The organism is Paraburkholderia domus (genome assembly GCF_905220705.1).
In the GTDB taxonomy this organism is placed as follows: domain Bacteria; phylum Pseudomonadota; class Gammaproteobacteria; order Burkholderiales; family Burkholderiaceae; genus Paraburkholderia; species Paraburkholderia domus.
Genome location: NZ_CAJNAT010000025.1, coordinates 85,623 through 99,714, shown reverse-complemented (window position 1 = coordinate 99,714; position 14,092 = coordinate 85,623). Strand labels below are relative to the sequence as shown.

Below are 14,092 nucleotides of genomic sequence, written 5' to 3'. Positions count from 1 at the left end.
TGGCGGCCGCGGGGTGCTAGCGGCTGCGCCAGGTCGTCCTGTTCTCGAGGCTCAGTGACCCAGTCCGCTCTGGGCGATCTGCTGCTCCACATACTGGGCGAACAGTGTATGCAGATGGGTGGTCGGATGAAGGTCGTCGGCGAACATGTATGTCTGATCTGCATTGGCCGTCACGTAGGTCGCGGGTGAGCACAGCAACGATGTGTCATCCGGCGTTTTCGTGGGGTCGCAGGCCTGGCCGGTGTTTGCCACGGTGAAGCCATTAGCCTGAAAGTTCGCGATGATCTGGTCCACCCATGTATAAGAATCGATATGGATGATCTTGCCTTGCAGGCCATCGGCCTGCAAGGCGGTGTTCAGATCCGCGTTGAAGAGTTGCGATAGCTGGGTCAGATTGGCCCCGCCGTCGGGCGAGGCGATGCCTTTGGGCGACAGGCCAACATTGGGAACATTGACCACCACCACATGAGTGGCGCCGTTCTGAACGATCTGCCCGACTATCTGGGCGAGGGCGCTTGCCGCCGTTTGAACGGTCGGCGCCGCGGCCGGCAGCGAACCGGCACGGAGCACGTCGTTCGCGCCTGCCCAGACGAGGATCAGCTGACTTGAATTGAAACTTCCGTGCGTGGTCAGATAGCTCGAAACCTGCTGGTTGACCGGCATTTCGACATTGCCGATGACATCGGTAAGGAAGTCGTTCTGGTTTGCCGGCGTCGCCACCGTGGCGCCGCCCTCTGCATAGCCGAGACCGTTTTGCGCACTCAACTTATGAGTGATGTCGATCGTAAACGCAGCGCTTAGAGAGCCGCCGTAGTATTGCGCAACATCCTGAGTCCACACTTGCCCCGGATTGGTCGTGAAACGTCCCCCGCCGACCGCGCTGGCGATCGGCGCATAGGTCCCGACGTCCGACAGGCTGTCGCCAAACGAGACAACTTGCAGATTAACGCCGCCCTGCGGAGTGGCCGCGCCACTGCCATTATTCGAGCCACCTCCACCCCCGCCGCATGCAGCGAACAATGAAATCATCATGGCAAGAATTGCAACACGTACCGTGTCATTGATTGCTCGCATAGCTCCTCTCCCGCGGGTCGACCGGGCAAATGCCCCTATGTGGCCTGCTCGTCGCCAGCCTGCCTATCTATCGCGCTTGCCACAGGTCCCTTGCGTGAAGCAAAAACCATGCGCTATCGTGGTCCGGTATGTCACGCGATCCGCTTCAACGTGCGTCGAGTTACATTGTCTTTGTTGAACAGCGGATGAACGGGCGAGGCGGAGCAGGACGAGCGTCCGGAGATAAGCCGCTACACCCGCTACTACAATGGCTGCCCTTTTCCTGGGAGACGCAAATGTCCTGGTTCATCTATGAAGTGCCCGAGTACAACGAAGACGGGGCGCGCATCGAACCCTTCAACGACCTGCGTAGCCGCGTCCTGAAAGTAAGTGGGCCCGCAATGGCTGACGAACTGGAGAGCGTTCGCGAGAACGCCGCGACGACGGCGGATACGCCGGCGCATCCGTTGCGCAGCGCGGAAAATCCTCACGTATTCCCGATCCCGTATGCCGACTCCATGATCCTGGTTGGGTTCATCTTCGAACTGAAACGGGAGTCCCGACATCTGGTGGTGTCGCCCGTGGAAATGCCCTGGCTGAAAGACGCGTAAGTACGGGCAAGTTTAGCAGCAGGTACAACCAGAGTCGCCGATTAACAGCGATTTAGCTCGGCTGGTCGGCGTACTGGGCATTACGCGTATAGCCCCTCCCGCACTGAAACTAGCTGGCCTCCATAACGAAAGTCGTCGTGGAGGCCATCTTCGCCAAACGTTCGCCAGCGAGTTGGGAATTAAAAAACCGGAAATATTAAATCGAATCGTCAGAATTCTATTTTCTGCCATTTAACATGGAAACCGGTTTCCAATAAGATGCCACGAATATCTTTCGTAAGTACGTCGCAACCACAGAGAAAATCCTGATTTCAAACTGGCGAAAAATGTGCCGTCAAATCGCTAACGCCAATAATTGTGCTGCCGCCCCTTCAATAAATTAAAAAACGGCCGATAACCCGTTCGAGCAGTCATTCCTTGGCGTTTCAATTTAACATGCACAGCACATATAGCTTTTGGCTGGTTGCCTTATCGCTTGTCGTTGCGACCTTGGCCTCGTATACGGCGCTCGATCTTGCCGGACGCATTTCCCGGTTGACGCAATCGAGCGCCAGACACGCCTGGCTCGCCGGCGGGGCTGCTGCCATGGGCGTGGGCATCTGGTCGATGCACTTCATCGGCATGCTGGCCCTCTCGCTGCCGATTCCGCTTGGTTACGATCTGGCGATTACCATCTGCTCGCTGGCAATTGCCATACTGGTCTCCTGGTTCGCGTTATATATCGTCACACGAGCGAAGCTAAGTCTTCCCCATCTCATCACAGGCGGCATTCTGATGGGCTTTGGTATTGCCGGCATGCATTACACCGGCATGGCTGCCATGCGGATGGAACCGGGCATTCATTACGATCCAAAGCTCTTTGCGGCATCGATCCTTATCGCCATTGTCGCGTCCAACGCGGCACTATGGATCGCACACACGCTCAGCGACGCAGATCAGGGCTACGTTATTCAAAAGCGGATTGGCGCCGCCTTCGTCATGGGGATCGCCATCACCGGCATGCACTACACGGGCATGGCCGCTGCCAACTTTCCGCTCGGATCGATTTGCGGGGCGGCGAGGGGCGTCAATTCGCAATGGCTTGCCACGTCAGTTACCCTGTTCACGTTCGCCATCCTGATCGTGGTGCTCATGATGTCGCGCTTCGATGCGAGGACAACGTTTCTCGTCGGCTCCGTATCGCAACTCAACGGTCAGATCGTTCGCATGGCGACCTTCGATGCCTTGACCGATCTGCCGAATCGAAGAACGCTTACAGAACGGATCGAATCTGCGATTCAAGCCTCCAGCCGCGGCAAGAATACGTTTGCGATCCTGTTCATGGATCTGGATGGCTTCAAGACTATCAACGACTCGCTCGGACACTCGGTCGGCGATGAAGTCCTGAAAGCATTCGCGCAGCGATTGCTGCATTGCGTGCGCGGTGGCGACATGGTTGCCCGGCTGGGTGGTGACGAATTTGTCGTGCTGCTGGAGAACCTCGCTTCGCCGGCCGACGCGGAAAAAATGGCGGAAAGCGTGCTCGATCGGATGCGCAAAGGCGCGTGGACTGATGGTCAGCCCTTGCAGGTGACGCCGAGCATCGGCATTTCCCTGTTTCCACAGGATGGCGACAGTGTCGAAGCACTGCTGAAAAACGCTGACGCAGCGATGTACGAGGCAAAGCGTGGTGGCCGCGGGACCTATCGGTTCTTTGAGGCCGGCATGAATGAGGCGGCGACCCGCACGTTGCAGATACAGACGGCGCTTCACGAAGCCCTGGACGCCGGCCATTTCTCACTGCATTTCCAGCCGAAATTCCGTGGCGACGATGGCGAACTGGCAGGTGCCGAGGCACTGCTTCGCCTCAATCATCCCGAACTGGGGCTGCTTCCTCCACTGGAATTCATCCCGATCGCGGAACGCTCCGGTCAGATCGTCCAGATCGGTCACTGGGTCGTGCGTGAAACGTGCCGGCAGATCCGGCGTTGGGAGACCGCGGGCCTGCCGTCGATGAAAGTGGCCATCAACCTGTCGCCGCGTCAATTGGTACAGCAGGACCTCGTCGCGACGATACTCGAGATCGTGCGTGCCGAGCAGGTTTCCTGCGAACAGATCATGTTCGAAATCACCGAGACCGTGGCGATGCAGGATGCGCCCAAAACCATCGAGATGATCCATGAGTTCCAGCGGAATGGCTTTGAGATCGCCATCGACGATTTTGGGACCGGTTATTCGAGTCTTGCCTATCTGCAACGCTTTCGTGTCAAACAGCTGAAGATCGACCGCTTTTTTACCAACGGTCTGGATGAACACGGTCATGAAGGCGGCGCTATCGTCTCGGCCATTATCGCCCTTGCACACTCCCTCGAAATGGATGTGGTGGCCGAAGGCGTCGAAACCGCTTCGCAACTCGCAAAACTGAAGAGCATGATGTGTGACGAGATGCAAGGCTTCCTGCTCGGAAAGCCACTCACGGCCGAGGCGTTTGGTGCGCTACTAACGGAACGGACTGTCAACTCGTGAACGCGCGTCGCCAGTTCGTGCCATATCAGGCGGCCCAAGTGCTTCTCGGCGGCGGCAACGCTACACATGAATAACATCTTGCGTCTCGTACGGCCCAATACACGCGTTAGCGTGCTGGAGTGCAGATGAAATTCGATGTCGCCACGTTCAATTCGGTCTCGTTGATGGTCTTTGCCTGCGGCGCCGTCGTCACGCTCACGCTGTCTCGCATATTTCCGCAGGTCAAGTCACTTCGACTCTGGATGATTGGATTTATCCTGATGACCGGTTCAGTGATGAGCTATGCGACGAGTGCCGCGTTGCAAATGGACTGGCTCCTCGTCGTTGCCGCTACGCTCAATTTTCAGTATCGGATACTGACCTGGTGTGGGGTGCGCGTATTGTTTGGTGCATCCGCGCGACTTCGTACCGGGGGCGTCGTCTGCCTTGCGTTCTGCGTGATTTATTCCATCGCGTTCGCACTCGAGTTACCCAAAATCTGCCTGGCTGGGCTCGTGGCGCTGTTCTTTGTTCCGTTCCGTGCCTTGACGGTCTATGAGGTTTGTAAAAGGCAACGGCAGCATCTCTGGCTTGGACGCGCACTGGTTGCACCAGGGAGTTTTATCCTGACCATCAACGCCATTGTGCCACTCGGACTCGTTCTGCTAGATCGTGGATCCTCGGCGATGTTAATCGGTAGTCCGGCGACCACAGCGGGGTTCTATTTCGTCGTGTTCGCGGGTGACCTGCTCGTCGTAGTCGGCCTGATCGTGCTCGCGATGCAGCAGATCATCACTGAGAAAGGTATCTTCGCCAGACTGGACCATGCCACCACGCGAATCAGAAAGAGCATGCTCGCGGTCCCACGTGAAGATGCCAAACAGGGGGAGACAGAAACGCTTGATCCGGCCTGATATGGGGTAACGGTCGCTTGTTTGCCGCTTCGCCGGTAGCCACAACTCGAAAACGCGCTGCCAACTCCTGCGTCCCCGGCCAAAACAGGACTCAGCGGCGAACCGCAATCAGGAACCGACGAACGCGTGCACAAGTCGGTTAAAAGCGCCGGCATTCGACACGTTCATCCCATGCGAAGCGCCGGCGATAGTCTGGCGCTCGGCATAGTCGATCCATTCCACCAGTTTCTCGACGTTGTTGCGAAACATGCGCGGGCTGCGTTGCCCATCGATTAGCAGTGTCCTGCACTTCACGTCGCGTGCAGTTTCACGGGAGTAAGCCGGCAACGGGTCGCGGAGCTGCTTGGGCAGCGTGCCTGCATTGTCAATGGCCATTGTCCGGAACGCAGCCGGACTCTTGCGCCATGATCCGGGCACGCTCACCGAGTCGACGAAAAGCTCCAGTCCCGCGTCGATCTGCCGGCTCTCTATGAGTTCAGCGACACGCGCACGCAGCACATTGGTCGCGGGTGGCAGCGAGGCTTCCGGCATCCCTTCAATGTGCAACGGACCGCCCGGGTCCGCGAGTGTCAGTGTCTTCACGAGCCGCGGGTGTTCCCGTGCGACGTGAAACGCGACGCAGCCGCCACGCGAATGCCCAATCAGATGGACGGGTGCGAGGCCAATGGCCTCAATGAACTCGGCCAGCTCGGCGACATGCGTCTGCCAGCCGAACTCGCCCTGAATACACGCCTCGCTTGCCGGCCAGTAGTGGCTCAGGCTGACCGAGATGCAGCGGAAATGCTGCGACAGCACCGCCGTCTGTGCGCTCCAGTATCGGTAGTCGCAGAGTGACCCGTGCACGAATACGAGCGGCTCACCCTCTCCGCACTCGACATACGGTACACAGATGCCCGACGCGATCGTCGCAAACGAGATTTCCGGTACGGCAAGCACTGAGAGGTCGGTTCGGGCGTTCATTGATTGGCTCCTTTGCGAGCACTATGCCCCATGTCACTACTTTAGAAAATCGCGTAATATTGATCGAATCTATCTAGTTTTCTGATACCAATGCCATTGAAAGCGCTCGACCTGGACGTCATGACGATGATCGTCGCCGTCGCCGACACCGGTAACATCAGCCGGGCGGCGGAAGTCGTGCATCGCTCGCAATCGGCAGTGAGCATGCAGATCAAGACGCTTGAAACCGCGCTGGGCAAGCCGCTTTTCGTCCGCAAGCCGAGAAGTGTCGTCCCAACGCAGGACGGCGAGGTCCTGCTGACTTACGCTCGCCGCATGCTGGCACTGCGCGACGAAGCCTGGGCTGCCGTGGTTCGGCCAGACGTGACGGGGCGCGTGAGCATCGGCGTGCCGGACGACTACGCCTCGTCGCTGCTGCCGCCGATCCTCAAGAAATTTTCTGCGACCTATCCGAAGGTGGAAATTCAGGTCGTTGGTTTGCCGAGCGTTGCACTTGCGCCGATGGTGAAAGACGGTTCGGTCGATCTCGTATGCGCGACACGAGTCAAGGGCTTGTCGGGCGAGTTCATCCGGTTTGAGCCGATGGAATGGGCCGCGGCGCCGAGTGACCATGAAATATGGCGCGAACGGCCACTTCCGATCGCCGTTTTCTTACCCGGCAGCGTAGCGCGGGAAAACGCCATTCGCAGCCTCGAGCGCGCGAAGATCACCTACCGGACCTCATATGAAAGCCCCAGTTTGCTCGGTTTGCTTTCTATGGCAGAGGCAGGCCTCGCCGTCGTATCGCTAGCACGCTGTGCTGTGCCGTCGCACTTCGTGCTGCTCGGGCAAGCGCAGGGCTTACCAAAGATTGACGCGCTTGAAATGGTGCTCGCGCGAAGCACTGGATCCAAGCGGCCGCCGTGCGATTTTCTCGCGGAGAAGATCCTTTCCGAGTTAAGGCGCTAGCGCGCGTAAGCGCTACAGAAACCCCGTATGCATAAAAAAGCCGCAGACAGTGCTGCGGCCCAAACACACACGCCGCGCATGGGGCGCTGACGTTGGTTCCATCCTACACATCCGTATTTATGAAGCAATCAGGTGTCTCGTCTGACTATTTGCGAAAGGCCGCGTTGCCGCGTCTGCCGTAGAGCGTGCCTGTGTCATTGCTGACGCAGGCGTTGCGGATTGGCTACAGCATCGGCCGGTCCGGCACTGGACCCGACCGATGGTATAAACCTGATCGGTGGTGCTCTCCAAAATCCGGTAACCTAAAACAATAGATCCGTTATGGAGGGCGAGAACGAAATGAAAATCCGCTCACCGCTCAGTATCTGTTTGCCGCTTGCGATATTCATCGCCGCCTGCGTTTTGTCTCTTCCGACGTTCGTGATCGCAGTGATCTGGATGTCGATTGGCGTAATGACGCTTGGCCACCGCAGCTTTGAAAGCTTTCCTACGACTGGCATCCGCCGTGAGTGGCTTCGCGGGTACCGCGGAGCATGCCTGTGGTTTTGCCACCTGGCTTGGTGGCCCTGGTACATGCGCTCGTCTATCCAGGATATCGCCGGACAGATCGGACTGTCGCTGCATCGAACGAAGAAAACAGGGGATAAAGGGCTGAACAGCTCGTCGGACAGGCGATCAAATGGTGACGACGATTGAACGCGTGCCCCCAGTTGAAGGCACCTCCCTTACCAATTCTCCCGCATCGGAATCGACTCAACTGATCCAGTCGCCAGCGCCAGCGCTGCCGCAGCCGACAATGCACTGCTGTAACTATCCGCGTCCGCGTTCTTCGCCGCCAGCAATTGATTCTGCGCAAGCAGCGCGTCGGTGACCGAACCGACCCCTTGCCGGTACGCGTCGAATGCGGCGTCATACGTCGTCTGCGCTGCAGCAAGCAACTCTTTGGCAGCAGCCTGCGCGGCCAGACTCGTCTGCAGCGCATTCTGCGCAGTAACGATTTGCCGAACCGCTTCTTCACGGCTTCGCGTAAGACGGGTCGAGGCGCTGTCGGCATCGTTGCGCGCCTGCGCGAGCACGGCCGATCGCAAGCCGCCGTCATACAGCGGAATCGTCACGCCGACGATCACGCTGCCGCCGTAACGGCCACCGCTCAGGTTCACCGTCGGCAGTTGCTGACCGATGGCCGGGACCGCCGAAATCGACGAACTGCCGGTGTTGTACGCTCCCGTCGCCGAGACGAACACCTTCGGCATGAAGTCCGACTCGGCCGCCTTCACTTTCGCCAGATTGACCCGCTCGGCCGCATAAGCGCTCAACACGTCCGGGCGACGGGCGATGGCGGACGACACGATCCGGTCGATCGAGTCGCTCGTCGGCGCCGGCAGTGTATGCGCCGGCATCTCAGCGATCCTGGGTTTCGACAGCGGAGATATCCCCATTGCGGAGATCAGCGTGAGATAGCTGTTGCTTTCGGCGCCTTGTGCCTGGACGAGCGCGAGCCTGGCCTGCGCGCGATTCTGGTTGGCTTGCGCCACTTCGATGACGGTTCCGATGCCATGCTTGTAGCGCGACTGTGCCGCAGCCAGGATTGTATTGGCGTTGTCGAGGCCTTGCTGCGTCGTGGCGATGCGGGCGCGCGCGGCCTGGTACGCGTAGAACGCGACGCTGACGTCGAAAATCACCTGCTGGTGGACCGCGGTGAAGGCAATGTTCGCCATCACCGATGCCTGCGATGCGGCCTCGACGCGCGCGGCACGTCCACCGAAATCGAACAGCAGCCATTGCAGCGCGACTACCGAAGTCGTGCCATGCCCCGTTGCGCTGGCCGACGAATCGCCGAACACGGAGGTGCTTGAACCATGGAGGCCGGCGTATTGTCCCATCGCCGCGAGCGACAGTTGCGGAAGATACGCGCTCTTCGCAATGCCGGCTGCGAGCGCCACATTGCGCGCGTCGTTCCAGGCGATGCGGGTCAGCGGGTTCGCCGATTCCGCCATGTCGATCAGTTCGGGCAGGTCGTATGCATGCGACTGCTCCAGCGCTGGCGGAGGCGGCACGGCGGCGAGCGAGGGATTTGCGGGTAATTGGTAGCCGCGCGCTGAGGCAGCCGAGTTAGCCGAGTTAGCCGAGTTAGCCGAGTTAGCCGAGTTAGCCGAGTTAGCCGAAGCAGCCGAAGCAGCCGGCCCAGGAACGATGGCGCCGGCCGCGTCCGTCTGCGGCTGCCACGGACGGTCGGGGCTGTCCGGCGCCATGTCCAGGGACGATGTGGCGCATCCGGCCAAACCCGCCGCGGCCAGGATCGCCAGTGCGAATGGAGGGTTAAGCCGGCGCATGAGTCGCGAGTTCCTTCGCCGCGTCGTTCGACGCAGCGTGTTCGAGTTGAGTGAGGCGTGCATCGCCGAGCTTCAGCAAAGCGGTGCGTGTGTCGTCGGCGGCTGCTGCATCGGGCAATGTCGCGTTTGGCGGACCCGGCAATGCTGGGCCCTGCGCAATCGGCAAAGGCGAGTTCTGTGCGGCGTGCAAAGCTGGGACCACTGGGGCCGCAACGGCCGCAGCGCCGGTTTCGTCCGACGCTAGCGGCAACCCGCCCGTGAGCCGCTTAAGCCAGCCATCGATTGCGGCATCGCCCGGGTGTCGCTCGGCGATCAGGAGCATCGGTCCTTCGAGTGCGTCGAGCCTGGCTAGCGCGTTGCGCCGTTCGGCGATCCACTGTGGTTCGGGGCGAACCCACGACGGCTCGTAATGCATCAGCGCGAGGTCCTGTTCCAGCGCACCGCGCTGAGCCATGGCGCTCGCGGCCTGCGCCCGGCGCGCGACGGCATCAGGCAGTGCCACCAGCCGTTCCCACTGCTGCCGCAGCGCGGCGAGTCCAGCTTCGATGCGCGCGGCCACGGTAACCGGCCACACGCGGGTGAAAACCAGATAGACGACCACGTTGCCGATCAGGATCCCGATCGTGCGATCCCGCGCGACCGACAGATCGTAACCAGGCGCCGCGCCTTGCAACACGCACATGAAAAACACCAGGGCGATCTGGAATCCGGCATAAGCAATACGCGGTGAACCGAAAGCGATCCAGGCCGACAGCCATGCACCGATCAGGACGAGCACCATCAACCCGGCGACGGACGACAGCACCGGCACCACGAACATGATCGCCGCGATACCCAGGACCGCACCCACGAGACACCCGATGATCCGCAGCGTCATCTTCTCGACGGTCTCGGCGGTGGTGCCGAGCGACACCATATAGACCGTGATGAAGCAGGTATGGATACCCGGCCAGTTGATCTGCGAATAAAGCAGATAGCAGAACATCGCCGCCACGGTGGTTTTCAGCGCGTAGCGGACGTGGTCGGGATTCGTGAATGCATCCGGGAGGAAGAATCCACCGCGCTTGCCCGCAGGTGGCGGCGTGGTGCCGGCTTCGACTTGAGCTTGAGTTCGTGCTCCGGCTTGCGCGCTGGTGTCGGCTTTGCCTTCGCCTTCGACGTCGGTTTGTGCTTCGACCATGGCGAAGCGGGTGATCGCATCGTGCAGATCCTCGACGACGACTCGCGCGAGCGGCGTCAGTTCGGCCACGTTGGGCAGCTTGAGTTCGATGTCGACCGGATAGCCGCCTGCCTCGAGCATCCGGGCCATGTTCTCCAGCGTCCCGGCAATCGGCGCGGCGATCGATGCCGGCAGTCGCCCCGACGGCTCGCGGGTCGCCAGATCGGCCGCGACCAGGATTGCCAGCGTCGAAGACACGGCTTGCCGCAGCGGGGCAATATCGTCACGCGCCGACGATCCGTCGACCACCGAGAGCTTGAGCCACGTGCCGATTTCCGCGTCACCCTCGTGCAGGCATGCGCTGAGTGCCTCGCCCGTCGACTCGGGTTTGACCAGGCTCCGGGCCACGAGCCGCAGACGCTTCGCCAGCTCGCGGCCGGCGAGTTTCCGTGGCGACGGCGCGATCAGCAGGTTGACGCTGATCGAGATCCCGATCGGAATCGCGACCATCAGCCAGGCGTAAAGTAGGGCGCGCGTTGCCACTTCGCCGAACGGCACACTGCCGAGTTCGTCGAGCGCAAAGCCGACGATCATCGCCATGATCGCGCCCACCGGCCGCAACTTGCTCGCTGACGTCACGAACAGCAGGCCGAACGATAGCCCTGCGATGTACGCAACCCGCCACATGGGATCGTCGAGCGCGAACATGGCCACCACCATGACCACGCCGACGATCACCGTGACCAGCAGCAGTAGTGCCGAGCCCAGCACCACGCTCAACACCCGGTCGGGCCGGTTCAGGAAGAACACGACATAGGCGGAGATCGCGGCTTCGGGCGTGCCGTAAGCGCTCGTGACGAACGCCGTCAGCGCGCAGATCAGCGCGATGCGGGTCGCCATCGCCACTCGCCCGGGATAGGGCGCAAGCAGCTTCAGGATGTCGGCGGGGCCCGGTCGGGCAAGATCACCGGCAGGCTGCGCCATGCCGGACCTCGACTATCGCACTCGCACCGATCCGCACCAGCCGGGCAGCCGGTTCGTCGAGCCGCACACGCACGGGGAAACGCTGGGCGACCCGCACCCAGTTCACGGACTGCTGGACGATCGGCAAGGTGCGCGGCAGATTGATACGGTCGGAATCGGCAACGCCCGCGCCGATGCCGACCACTTTGCCGTGAATCGCCTGGCTCCGGTCGATCATGGAATAGACGGTTGCACAGTCACCCGGCTGGATCCGCGCGAGCGCCCCTTCCCGGAAGTTGGCGACGGCGAACCATTCGTCCGCGTGGACGAGCGTGAAGATCGACTGATGCGGCGCGATCGTCTCGCCCGCCAGCACGGATAGCCCCGTGACGAAGCCATTTTGCGGCGCGCGCACGACGGTGTCGTCGAGGCTGCGCTGCGCGAGCGCGAGGGCGGCCTCGCGCGCATGCACCGTAGCGACGGCACCTGCGTCGTCGCCGATCGTTTGCGCGGTGGCCTGCTTCTGCTCCTGCGCCTGCTTCAGTGACAACGCCGCATCGCGCTGCGCGACCTGCGCCTGATCCAGCTGCTGGACCGGCACGTAGCCCTTCGCCACGAGCGGCGTGAGCCGCTGCACGGTGCGCGATGCCAGTTCGTAGTTGTGTGCCGCCTTGCCGGTCTGGTCGCTGGCGATGGTGGCATTGGCGCGCTCGCCGACAATCGACCTGCGCCGCGTTTCGAGCGCCGCGCGCGCCAGTTCGAGATCGGCCTGGGTTTGCGCGACCGCGAGCCGATAAGGCACAGGATCGATCTCGAAGAGCACGTCGCCTTTTGCGACCTGTTGGTTCTCTTCCACGGGGAGCCGGATGATCCGGCCGCCGACCGGCGAGGCGACGTGCACGACATCGGCATCGATCGTCGCGTCGTCCGTTGACGGAAATTGGGTCGTCCGGTCATAGCCGTACCAGGCCGCCGCGACGCCGAGTATGACGATCACGCCCGCGATCACGCGGCCTTTGACAGAGGCTTGGCGCTTGCCGGCGATTTTCATAAGAGTTGTCCTGTTCCCGAAAGCCAGAAGAGCACACCGACCGCGAGACCGATGGCCAGGCAGACGGAGAGCTGAAACGGGACGATCTGCGCCCACCCCGTGGACACGAAGATCCGATGGGCGATGAGTGCGCCCATCAGCCCGACTACCGCGCTCAACAGCCAGAGCGGAAAGTAGGCGCCGAAGATTTCATACGACGGCGCACCGCGCAGCGTACATCCCTGCAAGGACAGGTTCAGGGCAACGGCGGCCGGCAGATACGGCATGCGGCGGATCGGGGCGTGGACTCTTCGACGATTTGGCTTGAACGGCATTGCGGCTTCGCGAGGTGGGTGAATACATGATGGAAGCAACGAAATCACGGGCACTTTACCAGTGTGGCTGTTTCGTTTCGACGTTTTCCGCTATTGCGCCAGTTTATCTATTCCAGATCGTTGATATCGATTCGGACTGTGGTATTTGAAAGAAGAATGCGCTATGCGTTATGAATATCAGGCATCGTACCTGCGCTCTCTTCAGTCGTCAAAAATGCCGTCTGTCAAGTCCGCATTACTGAAAAATGATTCTTCAGCAGACGCTAAAGACTTTTCTGTTACTGCCGTTTACAGAGTTGCGCGATTTTGCGCGGGGTATATCGAGATCCAATCAATCACATTGCGGCATTGAGAGTCCGCACTCTGAACTAATAAAATGAAAATGAAAACAAAATCACTTCTACTCGTTTCAATGTTGGGTTCATTGGCCCTCGCCGCGTGCGGCGGAGGCGGGGGTGGCGATAGCAGCACGCCGACTGCCCAATCAGCCAACGCACCGGCAACCGCGAGCGCGCCGGCGACCGCCAGCGCACCCGCGGCCGCATCGGCGCCGGCGCCTGCCTTGACGGGTGAGGCACTGCCGAGCCTGACGGCCCCGCAGGCCGGTTCGACGGCGACCGCGGGCAACGGTTCCGAAGGCATGTGGACGGAATCGGGCGCGTCCAACGTGACGGCTTTCGTGGACCCGGCCGGCAACTTCTCTTACCTCAGCGGCCTGTTCTCGTTCGTCACGTCGACATTCTTCGGCACGATCTCCACCGCCACGCCGAACTGGACCTTGACGACCGGCTTCGAGACGGTAAGCAATATTCGCTTCACGGCAAGCTCGGGAAGCGGGACGTTCGCGGCGAACCAGACCCTCAACGGCAGCTACGTGGCTAACGGCAGCACCGTGAACCTGACGCTTAAGTACGACCCGGCGAATGCGCTGGCGGTTACCCAGTCGAGCGTCGCAGGTACGTGGGCACAAACTTCGACGACGATCACGGTCGACAATGCAGGCGGCGTCACCGGCACGATTCTCGGCTGCGGTGTGGCGGGCACGCTGGCGTTGACCACGCCGGGCTCGAGCAAGAACCTTTACACGATGACCTTGAGCGGTACGACGAGCACCTGCACGTTGCGTTCCGGCGTGACCTACTCGGGTAACGCAGCGATCAAATTCCTGCCGGTTACCGGCAGCACGACGTTGTATCAGCGGACAATCGTTTATCTGATCAAGGCGGCCGACAACTCGGTGATCGCCTACGGTCAATTGACGAAGCAGTAAGCCGGTTCAGGGCCGCCGCGCGCACTCGCTCG

Annotated in this window: 12 protein-coding genes; 6 read left to right on the top strand and 6 right to left on the bottom strand. The window is 60.8% G+C overall.

What is annotated here, in order from left to right; translation table 11 throughout:
• Positions 1-51: 51 nt before the first annotated feature.
• A complete protein-coding gene (locus KHO31_RS30170) occupies positions 52-1,074 on the bottom strand; it encodes an SGNH/GDSL hydrolase family protein (RefSeq protein ID WP_201073633.1) in 1,023 nt (340 codons plus the stop codon).
• A gap of 275 nt (positions 1,075-1,349) precedes the next feature.
• On the opposite strand from KHO31_RS30170, the gene KHO31_RS30165 reads away from it, so the two are divergent.
• The 3 genes from KHO31_RS30165 to KHO31_RS30155 all read left to right on the top strand — a co-directional run bounded on the left by KHO31_RS30165 (position 1,350) and on the right by KHO31_RS30155 (position 5,062).
• Positions 1,350-1,664 carry a helicase gene (locus KHO31_RS30165; RefSeq protein WP_201073631.1) on the top strand — a complete coding sequence of 105 codons (315 nt, stop codon included), beginning with the start codon at positions 1,350-1,352 and terminating at the stop codon, positions 1,662-1,664.
• Positions 1,665-2,081: 417 nt separating this feature from the next.
• On the top strand, positions 2,082-4,169 hold the full coding sequence (locus KHO31_RS30160; RefSeq protein WP_268962058.1) for a bifunctional diguanylate cyclase/phosphodiesterase: 2,088 nt from the start codon (positions 2,082-2,084) through the stop codon (positions 4,167-4,169).
• 125 nt (positions 4,170-4,294) lie between these two features.
• Entirely contained in the window at positions 4,295-5,062 is a 768-nt protein-coding gene (locus KHO31_RS30155) for a hypothetical protein (protein WP_201073626.1), read from the top strand.
• Between the two features lie 108 nt (positions 5,063-5,170).
• Here the strand turns inward: KHO31_RS30155 and KHO31_RS30150 are convergent, their stop codons facing one another.
• Positions 5,171-6,022, bottom strand: coding sequence for an alpha/beta fold hydrolase (locus KHO31_RS30150; protein ID WP_201073625.1), 852 nt, complete (start codon positions 6,020-6,022; stop codon positions 5,171-5,173).
• Between the two features lie 126 nt (positions 6,023-6,148).
• Between KHO31_RS30150 and KHO31_RS30145 the strand changes: the two genes are divergently transcribed.
• Together KHO31_RS30145 and KHO31_RS30140 are read left to right on the top strand one after the other, a co-directional pair.
• Positions 6,149-6,970 carry a LysR substrate-binding domain-containing protein gene (locus KHO31_RS30145; RefSeq protein ID WP_201073916.1) on the top strand — a complete coding sequence of 274 codons (822 nt, stop codon included), beginning with the start codon at positions 6,149-6,151 and terminating at the stop codon, positions 6,968-6,970.
• A 339-nt stretch (positions 6,971-7,309) separates the two neighbouring features.
• Positions 7,310-7,666: a hypothetical protein gene (locus KHO31_RS30140; RefSeq protein WP_201073623.1), complete on the top strand. Its 357-nt coding sequence runs from the start codon at positions 7,310-7,312 to the stop codon at positions 7,664-7,666.
• Positions 7,667-7,695: 29 nt separating this feature from the next.
• Here KHO31_RS30140 and KHO31_RS30135 read toward each other — a convergent pair whose 3' ends face one another.
• The 4 genes from KHO31_RS30135 to KHO31_RS30120 are packed head-to-tail and all read right to left on the bottom strand — an operon-like array spanning position 7,696 to position 12,742.
• Positions 7,696-9,303, bottom strand: a complete 1,608-nt coding sequence (locus KHO31_RS30135) for a TolC family protein (protein ID WP_211624815.1) — start codon at positions 9,301-9,303, stop codon at positions 7,696-7,698.
• Positions 9,290-11,446 carry an FUSC family protein gene (locus KHO31_RS30130; RefSeq protein ID WP_201085293.1) on the bottom strand — a complete coding sequence of 719 codons (2,157 nt, stop codon included), beginning with the start codon at positions 11,444-11,446 and terminating at the stop codon, positions 9,290-9,292. Before KHO31_RS30130 ends, KHO31_RS30135 begins: the two co-directional genes overlap by 14 nt.
• Positions 11,427-12,476, bottom strand: coding sequence for a multidrug transporter subunit MdtN (mdtN, locus tag KHO31_RS30125; protein ID WP_201073619.1), 1,050 nt, complete (start codon positions 12,474-12,476; stop codon positions 11,427-11,429). Before mdtN ends, KHO31_RS30130 begins: the two co-directional genes overlap by 20 nt.
• Positions 12,473-12,742 carry a hypothetical protein gene (locus tag KHO31_RS30120; RefSeq protein WP_201073915.1) on the bottom strand — a complete coding sequence of 90 codons (270 nt, stop codon included), beginning with the start codon at positions 12,740-12,742 and terminating at the stop codon, positions 12,473-12,475. Before KHO31_RS30120 ends, mdtN begins: the two co-directional genes overlap by 4 nt.
• Positions 12,743-13,172: 430 nt before the next feature.
• Here KHO31_RS30120 and KHO31_RS30115 point away from each other — a divergent pair, with 430 nt between their 5' ends.
• A complete protein-coding gene (locus KHO31_RS30115) occupies positions 13,173-14,060 on the top strand; it encodes a hypothetical protein (protein ID WP_321207307.1) in 888 nt (295 codons plus the stop codon).
• The last annotated feature ends 32 nt before the right edge of the window (positions 14,061-14,092 follow it).